Here is a 16,064-nt window from a genome sequence, read left to right as displayed (position 1 = left end):
GACGCGAAACGACGCGAAACGTGGACGCGCGCTACCGCGCTGTCTCCACCCGGCCCTGCGGCGAGGATGGCTTCTGCGAGGACGCGCTCGGCGCCTGCTTGCGCAGCAGGCCCCACAGTCCGTACGCCACCAGCAGCAGGCTGCCGTACTGCGCCGGCGTCAGGCCGAAGTAGCGCGCGTCCACGTACGACAGGTCCGTGGCCCGCAGGAAGTCCAGGCTGAAGCGGGACGCCGCGTACAGCAGCGCCAGCAGCGGCAAGAGCCGCCCCTTCATCTTCGGCATGTCCCGCAGCGCGTACAGCAGGCCCGTGATCGCGAAGAGCACGATGGCGTCGTAGAAGCCCAGGTCGTGCCGGTTGCCATTGGGGAACTGCACCGCCAGGAAGAAGTCCGTCAGCTTGCCCGGGTGGTCGTGCACCGCGAAGCACCCCAGCCGCGCCACCGCCCAGCCCGGCGCCACACCCAGCGCGAAGCTGTCCGCGTAGTCGTTGAAGCGCAGCTTCTTCACCCGGAAGAACACCACCGCCGCCAGGATGCCGCCCAACAGGCCGCCGAAGGACGACAGGCCATCCCAGAACCGGAGGATCTGGAACGGGCTCTTGGACATCTCCTCCGGGTGGTAGAAGAACAGGTGCACCCAGTGGCCGAAGAGCATGCCGGCCGCCACCCCCCACATCGCGAAGTCCGCCAGCGGGTTCGGGTCCAGGCCCTCGCGCTCCGCCTGCTTCGTCAGCAGCCGGGCGGCCAGGAGGATGCCCGCCGCCACGAAGACGTTGAAGGGGTTCAGTTCCAGGGGCCCCAGCTTGAACGAAGGGGCGTGCCAATAGGGAATCAAGGGGGCTCCAGAAAGGCCAGGGATCCGCGCGGACATACTCCGGGCGGATGGAAGCCGAACAATCGGCGCATCCCGGGCTTCCCTCCACCTCTTTTTCCACTCCCCGCCCGCCGGGCGCGCAAGCCCCACCCGGACGCCCTCTCGCGCCCCCGCCCCTCCTGCCTGCCCCTTCCCCACATCCGCTGGCGGACAGAGCCCGTGTGCGCCCCCGGCCACTGCCCTCGTCCCACGGAGGGAATCCGTTGTGTTTCCGGAGGTTCGGGGAAGCCGAGTGAGGACCGAGACACCAGACAAGGGGTGTCTATTACGGAAATCCCGTGATTTTTTGTCAGGGGGTCGCGGTCAAATCCCCCGGTTGGACCCCAGCGCATGGGGAGAGGGGAGGGCAGGTGATGCAACGGCTCCGGGCGACGCCCGCGAGCCCGACCCACCGGATCCGGAAGGGGCTTGTCAGGGTCCCCAGGTGGGCGCGGTCGTACCGCAGGTGCTCTCCCTTCGGGGCCCGGCGCGGATTGAGCGGTCCAAGGAGCACAGCCATGAAGTCTTTCCTGTTGGTACCCAAGGAGTCCATCGAGACGCAGGCCCGGCCCGGAGTGCGTGGCACGGCGCAGGGCGAGCGCGTCCTCAGCCGCAGCACCGCGCTCCGCTTCAGCGCGGCCCAGAAGGCACCGGATGCCCTCACCGCCCTCGGACTGCGGTCGGCCACGCTGCCTGGCGTGAAGCCGGAGGTCAGCGGCCAGGCGCAGCGCGGCCGCAAGAGCGCCCGCGGGAAGAAGGCCAGCGACGTCGACGCCACGCCCATGCCGGGCGCGCCCGTGACGGAGCAGGCCGGCACGGAAGCCGGCAGCTACCGGTTCATGCCGCTCATCGGCGCCACCATGGCGCACTTCTACTCCCAGGACGCGGAGAAGGCGGCCCGGGGCGAGCTGGCGGAGGAGTTCGAGTTCATCCCGGACGTGGTGCCCCTGTCCTTCCCCGGTCCGGTGTCCGCCGGACAGACAGGGCCGCGCAACCGCGGCATGAGCTCGCTCGCCACGCGCGAGTGGCCTGACGAGTCCGGTGTCCCCCTGGCGCACGCCCAGGGCATCCGGGGCGCCGGCGTGATGCTGGGCATCCTGGACACCGGCGTGGACGCGGACCACCCGGAGCACGCGAGCAAGACCATCCAGTTCCGCTACGTCTCGCTCTTCCCCAACTCGCCGCACAACCCCGCGCGCGACGTGCGCGGGTTCGATCCGGACGGCCACGGCACGCACGTGTGCGGCATCGCCGCGGGCGTGCACCACGGCGTCGCGCCGGAGGTGGACCTGTACGCCGCGTCCGTCATCGAGTCGGAGACCATCCGCACCAGCCTGGGCCGCGTGGCCGCCGGCATGGAGTGGCTGCTGCACCAGTTCAGCCGTCCGGAGAACGCGTCGCGTCCCGCCGTCGTCAACCTGTCGCTGGGCTTCCCGCTGCAGCCGCCTCCGGGCATCTCCGAAGCGGACTACCTGCTCAACCAGCGCGCGCTGCAAGCCATGCTGCGTCGACTTCTGGACAGCAACATCCTGCCCATTGTCGCGGCGGGTAACAGTGGACCCGACACGGTTGGTTACCCAGCAGCCTTTCCCGAGGCCCTGGCTGTGGGGGCAGTCGACTTCGAGCGCAACGTGGCCACCTTCTCCGCCAGCGGCTCCGTGGGGCGTCGGGTCGTACCTGACGTCATGGGCTACGGGGTGAATGTGTATTCGTCTACTGAACGCCGCTGCAACAATCAGGCGTTCTATGAACGAATGAGCGGCACAAGCATGGCGGCGCCGTATGTCGCAGGAATCGCGGCGCTGTATCGTTGCCGTGCCCCTGACTTGACGGCATTGGAAGTGAGAGATTTGATTCTGGGCAATGCCATCAAGCTTCCTCGCTCGGCGAACCACCGGACGGGGAAGGGCCTGGCTGTTTTCAGGTGACGCGGTAGTTGCCGGGGCCGGTGCCACGTGAGCACCGGACCTGGGGAGGATGTGGCCATGAGCAGGAAGAATGGCGTGCCGGGCGGACCCCAAGACATTTCGGCCCGGATGTCCTCCGTCGCCGCCGTGCGTCCGCTGCCGGGCAGCGGAGGCACGGTGCGTGCGTTGCCGGGCTCAGGTGGCCTGGAGCGTGACGCACAGCCGGGCGGCGACATCGACGTCACGGTGATGCCCCGGGAGTCGGCCGCGCCGAAGAGCGCCTCCGTGTCCTCACGGGCACCCATGCGTTCGCGCGCGGAAATCCACAAGGAAGGCCAGGCGGAGAACGCCCGCTTCCGCGAGAGCTTCATGCGCTGGCTGGAGGCACACCAGTTGGTGGGCGCCGTGCGCGCCATGAGTGAGCCGGGCGGTTCCCTGCCCATGCTGCACTTGAGGTGCGCCCCGCGCGTGCTGGACCAGCTTCGCCGCGCGCCGGAGTTCGAGGCGGGCACGATGATGCCGCTCGAACAGCTGTACTAGCTCCGCTCCACCGCGCTTGCCTCCCGTCACCGGCCCCGCGAAGGGCGGGCACCCTCGTGGGGGCGCTCGCGCTGTCGCACCGGGAAGAGGCTCGCTTGCCGCGTTCACCCCTGTGGAACCGACGGCGGGGCTGCTTCTTCCTGATTAACCTAGAAACTCAGGATTGTGGCCGCCTGATGCCATTGAACGGAGGGACCAATGCGCTGTCTGGGATTGGACGGTGTCAGTCCACCCGGCAGGCGTCCTCGAAAGACAGACGCGGGTTGCGCGGGAAGAGCTTCGCCGGGTCGCCGTAGCCCAGGTTGATGAGGAAGTTCGACTTCCAGCCGGTGCCCTGGAGGAAGGCCTCGTCCACCTTCGCCTTGTCGAAGCCGCCCATGGGGCCGCAGTCGAGCCCCAGCGCGCGCGCCGCGAGGATGACGTAGCCGCCCTGCAGGGTGCCGTTCATGAAGGCCGCCTGCTCGCGCGCCTCCGGCGTCATGGCCGCGAAGACGCTCTTCATGTCGCGCGAGGGGAACAGCTTGGGCATCTGCTCGTGGAACGCGGTGTCGTACGCCACGATGACCGTCACCGGCGCCTGCATCGTCTTGTCCACATTGCCCGGGGACAGCGCGGGCTTGAGCCGCTCCTTGGCCTCGCGGCTCCTCACGAACACCAGGCGCACCGGCTGGCTGTTGACCGCGGTGGGCGCCATGCGCGCCAGCTCATAGATGCGGCGCAGCGTCTCGTCCGTCACCGGCCGGTCCTGCCAGCCCGGGTAGGTGCGGGCCTCCGTGAAGAGCTGCTCCAGTGCGTCCGTGTCCAGGGCCGTGTTCGTCGTCGCCATGCGTGGTGTCCTTCCGTTGCGAACAGCCCATGGCTACCCGCGTCACTTTTATTTCGCAAGTAACTTCCAAAAAGTAAGTAAGTGCCGGCGGAGAGGGGCGGGCGCTATATTCGGAGTGGAGGTGGCACGATGCATGACGACCTGAGCCCGCTGTGCTCGCGGTTCCTGGCGGCGGCCGACCTGCTGGGCCGGCGCTGGACGGGCGTCATCCTGCGCATCCTGATGGATGGGCCATGCCGCTTCGGGGAGCTGACGGAGCGCATCGGAACCATCAGCGAGCGCGTCCTGTCGGAGCGGCTCAAGGACCTGGAGGCCGAAGGCATCCTCGAGCGCCACGTGGACCCGGGCCCGCCCATCCGCTCCGAGTACCGGCTGACGGAGAAGGGTCAGGCGTTCTGGAAGGTCATCGACGAGCTGGGCAAGTGGGCGGAGCGCTGGGTGGACGTGAAGCCCACGCGGGCCGCGCCCCGGAAGCGCAAGAGCGCCTGAGGTCCGGGGCGCGGGTGCTGCGGACGGCCTAGAAGTTGTGACCGCCGTCCACGTCGATGGTGCGGCCGTTGAAGTAGTCGCACTCCACGATGAACTTCACGGCCTGCCAGATGTCCTCCGGCTCGCCGATGCGGCCCACCGGGATGGCGGCCACCAGCGCGTCGCGGGCCTTCTGGTTCATGCCCTGCGTCATGGGCGTCTCGATCATGCCCGGGGCGATGGCGCCCACGCGGATGCCGAACGGCGCGAACTCGCGCGACCAGGTGACGGTGTTCGCGGCGAGCGCGGCCTTGGCGGACACGTAGTTGGACTGGCCGCGGTTGCCGTGCCGCGCGATGGACGACATGTTCACGATGACGCCGGGGCGCTGGTCCGTCTCCACCATCTTGGTGACGACCTCGCGCACCATCAGCGTGGCGCCGGTGAGGTTCACACCGATGACGGCGTTCCAGTCCGCCGTGGACAGCTTCTTGATCTGCCCGGTGGTGCGGTCCTTCTTCACGAGCAGCGCGTCGCGCAGGATGCCCGCGTTGTTGATGAGGCCGTTGAGGCCGCCCATGGCGCCGTGGGCCCACTGCACGAAGTCCATGACGTCCTGCTCGTTGGACACGTCCAGCTTGCGGCGGTGGATGCCCGCCGGCAGCGCCGCGAGCTTCTCTTCGTTGACGTCGCCAACGGCCACCTGGCCGCCCGCCTCGTGGATGCGCTGCGCGAAGTGCGCGCCCATGCCCTGCGCGCCGCCGGTGACGATGATCTTCAGGTCCTTCAGCTGCATGTGCCTCTCCTGGGCGTCTGGAAAAAACGCGCGCAGGGTACGCACACCGCGCGGGCGCTGGCCAGCGCCGCGGAGGCTGAAACCTGAATCAAGCTTCAACTTCTCATGAGGCCCGGACCCCCGACGCGGTGCGTTGGGGACGCGGGGGACGGCTACAGCGCGTCAGCGATGACGGAGCCCAGCCGGCGCATGCCCTCGGCGATGAGGTCGGGCGGGCGGTTGGAGTAGTTCAGGCGCATGAACTGGGGCTTCTGGTCGTTGGCGAAGAAGGGCGCGCCGGGGACGAAGGCGACCTTCTGCTCGACGGCGCGGGGCAGCAGCGTGGCCGCGTCCAGGCCCTGGGGCAGCTCCACCCAGAGGAACATGCCGCCGTCCGGCCGGGTCCACTTCGTGCCCTGGGGCATGTGGGTCTCCAGCGCGGACAGCATCGCGTTGGCGCGCTCGGCGTAGACGGGCATCAGCGCCTGGATGTGGCCCGCGTAGTCGAACGTCTCCAGCAGCCGCGCGGTGGCCCGCTGCGCGAGCGTGGCGGTGTGCAGGTCCGTGGCCTGCTTCGCGATGGTCAGCGACTTGAGCAGCGGGCGAGGCCCCGTCACCCAGCCCAGGCGCAGGCCGGGGGCCAGCGTCTTGGAGAAGGTGGACAGGGACAGCACCACGCCCTGGTCATCCAGCGACGCCAGCGACGGCAGGTGCACGCCCTTGAAGCGCAGCTCGCCGTACGGGTCGTCCTCCAGGATGACGAAGCGGTGCTCCTGGGCCAGCCGCACCAGGGCCTTGCGGCGCTCCAGCGACAGGGTGGTGCCCTTGGGGTTCTGGAAGTTGGGGATGACGTAGAGCAGCTTCGGCACGCGCTTCTTCAGCAGGGCCGCCAGGTCGTCCGTGTCCATGCCGGCGTCGTCGCTGCGCACGGTGGCGAACTCCACCTCGTAGCCGCCGAAGGTCTGGAGCGCCGCCAGGTAGCTGGGGTCCTCCACCACCATCAGGTCGCCCGGGTCGAGCAGGATCTTCCCCACCAGGTCCAGGCCCTGCTGCGAGCCGCTGGTGATGAGCACCTGGTCCGCGTGGACGTGCTGGCCCTTGCGGGTCAGGTGCCCGGCGATCCACTCGCGCAAGGGGGCGAAGCCCTCCGTGGTGCTGTACTGGAGCGCGGGGCGCCCCTCCCGGGCGAAGGTCTCCTCGAACGCCTTCGCGATGACGTCCACGGGGAAGAGCTCCGGGGCGGGCAGGCCACCGGCGAAGGAGAGGATGTCCGGGCGCTCGGCGATCTTGAGGATTTCGCGCACCGCGGACGTCTTCATCCGGGACATGCGCTGGGACAGCCGGTAGGCCGGAGGAGGGGGCAGGGGGGCACTCATAGCGTCCGCGCTCATGTTCATTCTCCGTTCAACAGCTCATCGGGGACACGCACGTGCGTGTCTTCCTTCAAGGTCGACAGGACGATGGTGGTGCTCGTGCGGGTCACACCTGGAATGGTGCGCAGCGTCTCCACGAGCAGCGAGTCCAGCGTCCGCGTATTCGCGGTCTTCACCTTCAATACGTACGAGTCCTGCCCCGCGACCCGGTGGGCCTCCAGCACGTCCGGCAGCTCCGCCACCTTCCGCGCGAAGCCCTCGAAGTGCTTGGGGTGCTCGATGCTCACCCCGATGAAGGCGGTGATGTCCTTCCCCAGCTGCGTCGCGTCCACGCGCGCCGTGTAGCCGGTGATGATGCCCTTCTCCTCCAGCTTGCGGATGCGCTCCGCCACCGCCGGCTGGGACAACTTCACCCCACGTGACAGCTCCAGTTGCGTGGCCCGGCCATCGCGCTGAAGCATGTCGACGATGCGATAATCCAGGGCGTCCATGGGGTGTAAAACCTTATTTTTATAAGTGCCCTTGGCAGTCGACGGTGAAGTTATATGCATTCGCCATGGAGTGCAAGTCCGTTTGCACGCAAAAGGATTGATGACGGCGAAAGGTCTCCTACCCGACCTCCCGAGTCTCCAGGCAGTCAGGCGGAAGGTGGTGCCGCGCGGGCCTGGCGGCAGTCCTCCCTTGGGGAGGAGTGGGCGCGGTGGACACTTCCCCGCTCACGGTCCGGGGAGGTCCCGCGAAGTGCTTGACGCCTCGCGTCCGTGTCTGTCTTTGACGCAAGGAGCCATCCATCCGCTTTTGACAGGGCGGTCGGCCGGGTGCTACCCGTCCTGAAAGATGAATCGCCCTTCAACTTCAGAACGCGTCCCCGTCACGCCGCGCGGTCAGCGGACGCGGCAGAAGTTGTTGAAGGCAGCGGAGGCGGTGTTCGGCGACAAGGGCTACGAGCGCGCGTCCATCGCGGACCTCACGCGCAAGGCCAGCGTCGCGCTGGGCACCTTCTACGTGTACTTCCCGGACAAGCAGTCCATCTTCGTGGAGGTGGTGGACGAGCTGGGCGCGCGCCTGCGCCGCCTCATCGCGGAGTCCACGGCCGCGTGCACCACGCGCCTGGAAGTGGAGCGCGAGGGCCTGCGCGCCTTCTTCGAGTTCGTGCGCCAGCACCCCAACCTCTACCGCGTGGTGCGGCAGGCGGAGTTCGTGGACGCGGACTGCTACCGCCGCTACTACGACCGCTTCGCCAAGGGCTACGTGCGCGGTCTCACGCTGGCCATGGAGGCTGGCGAGGTGCGCCGCATGGATCCGGAGGCGCTCGCCTACTGCCTGATGGGCATTGGCGACTTCCTGGGCATGCGCTGGGTGCTCTGGGAGGAGGACATGGGCCTGGAGCGCGTGCTCGACACGGCGATGACGCTGCTGTCCCACGGCCTGCCCCCGGACGCGGGCGCCGCGCGCACCCATCTGCAGGCTGTCCCCCCCTCGAAGGCAGCAGCGAAGTCGTCGAAGCCCACCCCCTCGAAGTCGAAGCCGTCCCCCCGCCGTCCGTCACGCGGTCCCCGGAGCTGAAACACCGTCATGCGTTACGCGAACATCCTGTCCACCGGCCGCTACGTCCCCGAGAAGCTCCTCACCAACGCCGACGTGGAGAAGATCCTGGGCGAGAAGGTGGACGAGTGGCTCCAGCAGAACGTGGGCATCAAGCAGCGCCACGTGATGGCGGACAATCAGGCCACCAGCGACCTGGCCGTGGCCGCCGCGAAGGAGGCGCTGGCCCGCGCGAAGGTGGACCCCAAGGACCTGGACCTGGTGCTCGTGGCCAGTGACACGCCGGACTACCTGAGCCCCGGCACGTCGTCCGTGGTGCAGGCCAAGCTGGGCGCGGTGAACGCGGGCACGTACGACATCAACGCCGCGTGCGCGGGCTGGGTGACGGCGCTGGACGTGGCGTCGAAGACGATCTCCGCGGACGACAGCTACCAGCGCATCCTGGTGGTGGGCGCCTACGGGATGACCCGGTACGTGAACTGGAAGGACAAGAAGACCTGCACGCTGTTCGCGGACGGCGCGGGCGCGGTGGTGCTGGGCGCGTCCGACAAGCCGGGCTTCCTGGGCGCGAAGCTGCTCGCCAACGGCGAGTACCACGACGCGCTGGGCATCTACACGGGCGGCACGAACCGGCCCGCCACGGCGGAGACGCTGGCGCTGACGGACGGCAAGCCCGCGGTGCAGTTCGTGCGCAAGTTCCCCTCCACGTTCAACACCGAGCGCTGGCCCATCCTGCTGGACACGCTGCTCAAGCGCGCGGACCAGACGCTGGACGACGTGAAGCTGTTCGTCTTCACGCAGCTGAACCTGCGCACCATCGAAGCCACGATGAAGGCGCTGAACCAGCCCATGGAGAAGGCGCACTACACGATGGACAAGTGGGGTTACACGGGCTCCGCCTGCATCCCCATGACGCTGGACGACGCGGTGCTGCAGGGCAAGGTGAAGAAGGGCGACCTGGTCGCCTTCTGCGCCAGTGGCGGTGGCCTCGCCATGGCGTCCGCCCTCTACCGCTGGACGGCTTAGTCCCCCCCCATACCCCGCCTCATTCAGACAGGAGTTCTTCGCATGTTCATCGGGGACTGGATGGGGCGGGGTGCCCTCTACTGGCCGGACGCGGTGGCCGTGGTGGACGTGGCCCGCAAGGACGCGGGCCGCTTCACCTACCGGCAGATGAACGCGCGCGCCAACGCGCTCGCGGGCTGGCTGCGGGACGTGGCGGGCGTGCAGCGTGGCGACCGGGTGGCCATCGTCGCGCACAACGGCGTGGAGTACCTGGACACGCTGTTCGCGTGCGGGAAGCTGGGCGCCGTCTTCGTGCCCTACAACTGGCGGCTGCACGCGGCGGAGCTGACGGAGGGCGTGCGCGCCATCCGCCCGCGCGTGCTGCTGTTCGGGGACGACTTCAAGGACGCGGTGGCCCAGGTGCGCGAGCACGTGGGTGACGGCCTGCGCCTGGTGTCGCTGGAAGCGCAGGGCCTGCCGGGTGCGGATCCGTACGAGAAGGCCATGGCGTACGCGCCCGCCGCTCCCGTGACGAACGACGCGGTGAGCGAGGAGGACATCCTCTGCCTGCTCTTCACCGGCGGCACGACCGGCCGGTCCAAGGGCGCGAAGATTTCGTACCGCATGGTGGCGTGGAACACGCTCAACACGCTGGTGCATGAAATCCGTCAGGGCGACGTGACGGTGACGCACACGCCGCTGTTCCACACGGGCGGGCTGCTCGTCTACACGCTGCCCCTGCTCACCGCGGGTGGCACCGTGGTGCTGATGCGCCGGTGGGACCCGGACGAGATGCTGGGCCTGGTGGCGAAGGAGAAGGTGACGCTCTTCTTCGCGGTGCCCACGCAGTACCAGCAGTTGATGGATTCGCCGCGCTGGAAGGGGACGGACTTCTCCTCCGTGCGCTTCGTGACCAGCGGTGGGGCGCCCCTGCCGGTGCCGCTGCTCCAGGCGTGGCAGGCGGTGCACCCGGTGCCCTTCAAGCAGGGCTTCGGCATGACGGAGTTCGGCCCGGGCATCTTCAGCATGGGGCCGGAGTTCGCGGTGTCCAAGGCGGGCTCCATTGGCCGGCCCAACTACTTCATCGACGCGAAGCTGGTGGACGACGCCGGCCACGTGGTGCCCGTGGGCGGGGTGGGGGAGCTGGTGCTGAAGGGGCCCTCCATGTGCTCCGGCTACTTCGAGGACGACGCCGCCACGAAGGAGGCCATCAGCGCGGACGGCTGGTTCCACACCGGGGACCTGGCGCGCGTGGACGCGGATGGCTTCTTCACCATCGCGGGCCGCAAGAAGGACATGTTCATCTCCGGCGGAGAGAACGTGTACCCGCTGGAGCTGGAGTCCGTCCTCTACGAGCACCCCGCCGTGCAGCAGTGCGCGGTGGTGGGTGTGCCGGACGCGAAGTGGGGCGAGGCGGGCCGCGCCTACGTGGTGCTCAAGCCTGGGGCCGAGGCCTCGGCGGAGGCGCTGCTCGAGCACCTCAAGGGCCGGGTGGCACGCTTCAAGGTCCCCAAGCGGGTGGAGCTGGTGAAGTCCCTGCCGGTGTCCCCGGCCGGGAAGATTCTCAAGCGCGAGCTGCGCGAGGCGGCCATCGCCGCTGACGCGCGGGCCGCTTCGTGACGCACGGATTTTCCTCTCTCAAGCAACGCAACCAGGAGCGCGCACATGGCTGATACATCCAGGAAGGTCGAGATCCGGGACATCCCCACGCAGCGGCTCCGGGTGCGCGCGCGGCTGGTGGGCGAGGACGGCTTTCCCGTCATCTTCGTGCACGGCAACTGTTCCTCGTCCGCGTTCTTCGAGTCGCTGATGAAGACGCTGCCCGAGGGCTTCCGGGGCATCGCGCCGGACATGCGCGGCTACGGGCACACGGAGGCGAAGACCATCGACGCGACGCGCGGCATGCGCGACTTCGCGGATGACCTGGTGGCGCTGATGGACACGCTGTCGCTGAAGCGCGCGGTGTTCGTGGCGCACTCGGCGGGCGCGGGCATCGTGATGCAGCTGTCCATCGACCACCCGGAGCGCGTGGCCGGGCTGGTGGTGGAGGCGCCGCTGTCTCCCTACGGCTTCGGTGGCACGAAGGACGCGGACGGCACGCCGTGCTGGGCGGACTTCGCGGGCTCCGGCGGCGGTACGGCCAACCCGGACTTCGTGCAGCGGCTGAAGACGAAGGACCGCTCCACGGAGTCGCAGACGTCGCCGCGCAACGTGATGAACGGCTGCTACGTGAAGCCGCCGTTCCGCCACCCGGACGAGGAGATGCTCCTGGACTCCGTGCTGGACACGCACGTGTCGGACGAGCTGTACCCGGGCAACTTCTCCACGTCGACGAACTGGCCGGGTGTGGCGCCGGGCACCACGGGCATGAACAACGCCATGGCGCCGGCCTACTACAACACCTCCTCCTTCGCGGCGCTGACGAAGGGGCCGGACGTGCTGTGGATCCGCGGCGCGGACGACGCCATCGTTTCCGACACGTCACTGTTCGACTTCGGCTTCCTGGGCAAGCTGGGCGCGGTGCCCGGCTGGCCCGGGGATGCCCAGTACCCGCCGCAGCCCATGGTGTCGCAGATGCGCAAGGTGATGGAGCGCTACGCGGCCAACGGCGGCCGCTACCGCGAGGTCGTCCTCCAGGACACGGGCCACAGCCCGCACCTGGAGAAGACGAAGGAGTTCCACGACCTGCTCGTCCCGTTCCTGCAGGAGCACGCCCGCTAGGCGTTCCTGACGCGCGGTAAGGCACGCGAGGCCCTTTCCGGGGAGACCCTGGGGGGCGTCGTGTGTCCCGTGCGTCCACTCTCAGTCGAAGTCCGCTGTCGCCGCACCCTTCACCCAACCGGAGGTCCGCATGCGAAGCAACTGGAGTTTGTCGCTCACGGCCGCATTGCTGATGGCAGGTTGCGGGGCAGAACCGCCCGCGGAAGCACCCCAGGCGCAGGAGTCCGTCGCCACGGCCGAGGCTCCGCTGGACGCGGACCTGGCCCCGTACTTCGACGCCATCCCCACCAACTTCACCACCCCCTATCGCGTGGTGGGCACGCTGACGCCGCCCTCGTGGTCCTGGGGTCAGATTGAGTTGCTGGAAGGCAAGCAGCGCTTCCGCACGGAGTACTACAACCCGCGCACGCTGAAGCTGCGGAACTACGACACGTTCCAGTCCAGCGACTACCCGCTGAAGACGTACTTCGGTTCGCTGAACCAGCAGCTGGTGGACGCGTTCAACCTCTACTACGGGAACAGCTGTGCCACCTCGTCGACTGGGGCTGCCTGCCCCACGCCCGGCCCCACCAAGCCGGAGGCGCGCTTCGTCCTGCTACACAAGGGGCGGGCCACCGCGGCGCGCACCTGCGACGTCAACAAGACGCCGACGCTGCTGGTGCACGGCGCCATCCAGGACGCGAACGTGTGGTTGTTCCCCAACGGCAACAACGGTTCGGGCGGCACCTACGGCGGCGCGGCGCAGCTGACGGGCATGGTGCAGGACCTGGAGTCGAAGAACCGCTGCGTGTACGCGGTGACGTTCGGCTCGTTCCACGGCGACAACTTCAACCACGCCATCCACGTGGCCAACGCCGTGCAGCGCGTGAAGGCGCTGCACCCGGGCGTGGCGCGGGTGGACGTGGTGGCGTGGAGCAAGGGCGTGCTGGCGGTGGACCCCTGGCTGGAGAACGCGGCCACGTGGGGCGGCTTCAGCACGACGCGTTTCTTCGAGCGTCTGGCCAAGGAGCAGGCGTCGCAGGTGCCGGCGTATGACGACTCGGTGCGCGTGTACGTGCCGTTGTCCGGCCCGCACAAGGGCATCGACCTGAACTTCCGCCACCCCATCCACACGCTGACCATCGCGAGCACGGCCTCCAACGCGCCGGTGGGCCGTGGCCCGATGCCGTGGACGTACTTCTCCGCGTTCCAGTGCGTGACGTTCGGGTACGACGTGCCCTGGTTCAAGAACCCCTACGCGGAGAGCGTGTGCGCGGGTTCCGGCGGCGTGTGGACGGACTACTTCCGCCGCATCTACCTGTCGAACATCACGGGCCTGTCCAGCACGGGCACGCCGGTGTCCAGCAGCACGCTGCAGACGCTGAACACGAACCAGGGGCTGTCCGCGTCGTCGTTCAAGTTCGACGACTACAACATGAGCCTCTTCGGCGCGGTGAACGACAGCGGCAAGTACGTGACGGCGTACCCGGGCCAGCTGCAGGCGGCGTATGACCTGCGTGGCACGTACCCGATTCCGGACCGCAGCGCGTCCGCGTGGGACAACATCGATCCGGACGAGAACCGCTACTTCCCCTGGCTGGACACGAAGCTCATCTACAACCCGTACAACCCGTTCTTCGCCGCGGGCTACATGGCGTCCAGCGACCACCGCGTGTGCCGCACGACGGCGTTCGACCCGGTGGGCTCGCCGTGCTTCGCGTACCACGCGGCACGCCTCTACACGAGCAACCTGAACGTGGAGGCGACCGACTCGCTGGGCTACGGCAAGTACCGCATCATGGACGGCCTGGGCATGGCCGCGGCCATGGAGATGGGCGGCAAGTTCATCACGCGCCTGGCGGAGCACGGCCTGGATTCGCGCCTGCCGTCGCTCTATGTGCTGTACGGCACGGCGGGCGGGGCGACCCCGTTCGAGACGGACGGCATGACGTCCACCACGTCCGCGCTGCGCAGCGACGGCGTGCTCTTCGAGGCGAGCATCGCGGCGATGACCCAGCTCACCCAGGGCTGGACGTCCACGAAGAAGGCCGCCGACGCGAAGCAGGAGGGCATGGCCTATGACCACCTGAGCATGGGCATCACCCCGGCGGTGTGGAACAAGATCTCCGCGCACTTCGTTTCGCGGGATTGATGGCGTGACGTGAGGAGCACGGGCGCGTTTTGGCGCGCCCGTGCTTCGCGGGTCAGGGCCGCGGCGGGACGGGGACGTTCAGCAGGGTGCCCATGTCCCGGACGAGCTTGTCGAAGGAGTCCGCTCGGCGAGCGGCTTCGAGGTCGAAGACGCTGGTCAGGGCGGGCTGGTCGATGGTTTCGCTGTAGCCGCTGGGCATGTGGTTGCCGAGCCAGCCCTTGGCGTCGCGGATGCTCTCTGGTTCGGATGGAGCCCGCAGCGAGGCAGGAAGGCCTCGCTGGCTGCTCAAGGACTCGGCTGCTGCGAGGAACCACGCTTCGTATTCACACTGCGCAACGACCACGGAGATGATCCGGTTGGCGCGCTGTGCTCGTGCCCAGGCCAGGAGCCGTGGCCCGAGCACACAGGGCAGGTCCTTGTCTGCATCCAGTAGGACGAGGATGCGGCCTGTATCGCCCACCTTCCGGGCCGTCAGCTCGATGGCCCGGCGCAGTCCGTCTTCCTTGACGAGCTGACCTCGTGGAATGCGATGGGGAAGGAGGACTTCCGGATGAACCGCGGGCGCCAACCACTGCGTCAGGCGCCTCACGAGGATGGGCGCGGCGATGACTTCACCGTGTCCCTCGACGATGAGCCCCAGCTTCATTCGTTGCCGTGCTCCCAGAGCTTGAGCTGATCCGCCTGGGGGATCGCCTTCCTGTCCGGAGACAATTGGTTGGCCTTCAGCAGCTCGCCCGCGGTGTAGAGCCGGTCCTTGAGTGCGGACCGGGTCTCCGCATCCACTGGTGCGATGATGCTGCGGCCGCGGTCCGACACCACCGAGAGAATCTCGTCCGCTTGGATGCTGGGATCATCCAGCAGCTCCGGGCTGTGACTTGTGACAATAATTTGGGCGTACTGAGATGCATCTCGGAGCGCGTCACGCAGGACGCCTGCGGCCGCTGGATGGAGTGCGACCTCAGGCTCCTCGATACCCACGAGGTGGATCCGCGGTTCGGTCCGGGGCTGAAACAGCGCGACGAGAATACCCAGCGCTCGGAGTGTCCCATCTGACATGTCGACGGCCGGGAACTCCCAGGCTTCGTCATCACCCTCGACGTGCTGATGGAACTGAATGGTTTCCATGTGGCCGACGGGAGACGATTCCACTCCCCTCAAGTTTGGCACGATGGCTCGGAGATACTCCTCAATGCGCTGAGTTGTAGTGTCGTCGGCGCGCTTCTCCATGCGCCCCAGGACACTTGGGAGATTGGAGCCGTCACGGATCAAGAACTCCCCCTTGTCGGGAGGCTGAAGTGCACGAAGCTGATCCGGATTGAGGTTGTAGAATCCCATGTTCGACAATGCATCGAAGACGGGGCGGAACTCGATGAGGCCTGCTGCGTTGGTCAGGTAGAGACGGTCATGTGATGCAGGAGGGGCTACTGGGGAAGGCTTGACGACCAGCTCTCCGTCGAAAACGCGGTAGCTGGCTTCTCCAACGGAACATTCCTCCTCCTGCACGAAGTAGCCCCCGAAAAGCTGGCTGCCAAGGCTGAAGGAATAATGGCCGCTCGTGCCTTCGGGCAGATGAAAGTCGAGGCGGATTCCGAATTGCATGGAGGCCGGTACTGCGCGGCGCACGATGTGGTGAATCCCCTGCCGGCTTCGAATTGCCTGTTCCAAGGAGGTTCGTAAGGCGTCCGTGACGAACCTAAGGGCATCAAGGAAGTTGCTCTTGCCGGAACCATTCGGGCCTACGAGGAAGGTGAGTGGCCCGAGGGCGACGTCGCAAGCCTCGATGCTGCGGAAGTCGCGCAGGGTCACGCGCGAAAGCAGGGGAGCCCGACGCCCAGGTGGACTGGCAGGGGACGGCCCGGGACTCTCGGCGGAAGGCATCTGACGATCTCCAGCAGTGCGGCAGGCGCTGCATCGTGCCAG

Annotated in this window: 15 protein-coding genes; 8 read left to right on the top strand and 7 right to left on the bottom strand. The window is 67.9% G+C overall.

Going from position 1 to position 16,064, the window contains the following annotated elements; all coding sequences use genetic code 11:
* Window positions 1-31: 31 nt before the first annotated feature.
* Window positions 32-835 (bottom strand): prolipoprotein diacylglyceryl transferase, encoded by an 804-nt coding sequence (locus D7X30_RS24735; RefSeq protein ID WP_199724540.1) that lies wholly within the window; start codon window positions 833-835, stop codon window positions 32-34.
* A gap of 536 nt (window positions 836-1,371) precedes the next feature.
* On the opposite strand from D7X30_RS24735, the gene D7X30_RS24730 reads away from it, so the two are divergent.
* Together D7X30_RS24730 and D7X30_RS24725 are read left to right on the top strand one after the other, a co-directional pair.
* On the top strand, window positions 1,372-2,781 hold the full coding sequence (locus D7X30_RS24730; protein WP_120565418.1) for a S8 family serine peptidase: 1,410 nt from the start codon (window positions 1,372-1,374) through the stop codon (window positions 2,779-2,781).
* A gap of 57 nt (window positions 2,782-2,838) precedes the next feature.
* Window positions 2,839-3,300, top strand: coding sequence for a hypothetical protein (locus tag D7X30_RS24725; RefSeq protein WP_120565417.1), 462 nt, complete (start codon window positions 2,839-2,841; stop codon window positions 3,298-3,300).
* Window positions 3,301-3,523: 223 nt separating this feature from the next.
* Here the strand turns inward: D7X30_RS24725 and D7X30_RS24720 are convergent, their stop codons facing one another.
* Window positions 3,524-4,126, bottom strand: a complete 603-nt coding sequence (locus D7X30_RS24720; protein WP_120565416.1) for a malonic semialdehyde reductase — start codon at window positions 4,124-4,126, stop codon at window positions 3,524-3,526.
* A gap of 129 nt (window positions 4,127-4,255) precedes the next feature.
* Between D7X30_RS24720 and D7X30_RS24715 the strand changes: the two genes are divergently transcribed.
* Entirely contained in the window at window positions 4,256-4,615 is a 360-nt protein-coding gene (locus D7X30_RS24715; protein WP_120565415.1) for a helix-turn-helix domain-containing protein, read from the top strand.
* A 28-nt stretch (window positions 4,616-4,643) separates the two neighbouring features.
* Here D7X30_RS24715 and D7X30_RS24710 read toward each other — a convergent pair whose 3' ends face one another.
* The 3 genes from D7X30_RS24710 to D7X30_RS24700 form a co-directional block, all read right to left on the bottom strand.
* Window positions 4,644-5,390, bottom strand: coding sequence for an SDR family oxidoreductase (locus tag D7X30_RS24710; protein WP_120565414.1), 747 nt, complete (start codon window positions 5,388-5,390; stop codon window positions 4,644-4,646).
* Window positions 5,391-5,542: 152 nt separating this feature from the next.
* Window positions 5,543-6,760 carry a PLP-dependent aminotransferase family protein gene (locus D7X30_RS24705; RefSeq protein ID WP_120565510.1) on the bottom strand — a complete coding sequence of 406 codons (1,218 nt, stop codon included), beginning with the start codon at window positions 6,758-6,760 and terminating at the stop codon, window positions 5,543-5,545.
* A gap of 2 nt (window positions 6,761-6,762) precedes the next feature.
* A complete protein-coding gene (locus D7X30_RS24700; protein ID WP_014400605.1) occupies window positions 6,763-7,233 on the bottom strand; it encodes an Lrp/AsnC family transcriptional regulator in 471 nt (156 codons plus the stop codon).
* A gap of 346 nt (window positions 7,234-7,579) precedes the next feature.
* Between D7X30_RS24700 and D7X30_RS24695 the strand changes: the two genes are divergently transcribed.
* The 5 genes from D7X30_RS24695 (at window position 7,580) to D7X30_RS24675 (ending at window position 14,144) form a co-directional block, all read left to right on the top strand.
* Window positions 7,580-8,308, top strand: a complete 729-nt coding sequence (locus D7X30_RS24695; protein WP_120565413.1) for a TetR/AcrR family transcriptional regulator — start codon at window positions 7,580-7,582, stop codon at window positions 8,306-8,308.
* Between the two features lie 9 nt (window positions 8,309-8,317).
* Window positions 8,318-9,313 carry a 3-oxoacyl-ACP synthase III family protein gene (locus D7X30_RS24690; protein WP_120565412.1) on the top strand — a complete coding sequence of 332 codons (996 nt, stop codon included), beginning with the start codon at window positions 8,318-8,320 and terminating at the stop codon, window positions 9,311-9,313.
* Window positions 9,314-9,355: 42 nt separating this feature from the next.
* Entirely contained in the window at window positions 9,356-10,912 is a 1,557-nt protein-coding gene (locus D7X30_RS24685; RefSeq protein ID WP_120565411.1) for a long-chain fatty acid--CoA ligase, read from the top strand.
* A gap of 45 nt (window positions 10,913-10,957) precedes the next feature.
* Window positions 10,958-12,013, top strand: coding sequence for an alpha/beta hydrolase (locus D7X30_RS24680; protein WP_120565410.1), 1,056 nt, complete (start codon window positions 10,958-10,960; stop codon window positions 12,011-12,013).
* 130 nt (window positions 12,014-12,143) lie between these two features.
* A complete protein-coding gene (locus D7X30_RS24675; protein ID WP_120565409.1) occupies window positions 12,144-14,144 on the top strand; it encodes a triacylglycerol lipase in 2,001 nt (666 codons plus the stop codon).
* Between the two features lie 52 nt (window positions 14,145-14,196).
* Here D7X30_RS24675 and D7X30_RS24670 read toward each other — a convergent pair whose 3' ends face one another.
* Both D7X30_RS24670 and D7X30_RS24665 read right to left on the bottom strand, forming a co-directional pair.
* Entirely contained in the window at window positions 14,197-14,790 is a 594-nt protein-coding gene (locus tag D7X30_RS24670) for a DUF4276 family protein (protein WP_120565408.1), read from the bottom strand.
* Window positions 14,787-15,950: an AAA family ATPase gene (locus tag D7X30_RS24665; RefSeq protein WP_199724539.1), complete on the bottom strand. Its 1,164-nt coding sequence runs from the start codon at window positions 15,948-15,950 to the stop codon at window positions 14,787-14,789. Before D7X30_RS24665 ends, D7X30_RS24670 begins: the two co-directional genes overlap by 4 nt.
* Window positions 15,951-16,064: the final 114 nt, after the last annotated feature.

Origin of the sequence: Corallococcus sp. AB011P (assembly GCF_003611605.1) — a bacterium.
Classification (GTDB): domain Bacteria; phylum Myxococcota; class Myxococcia; order Myxococcales; family Myxococcaceae; genus Corallococcus; species Corallococcus coralloides.
This window is presented reverse-complemented; position numbering and strand designations above follow the sequence as displayed.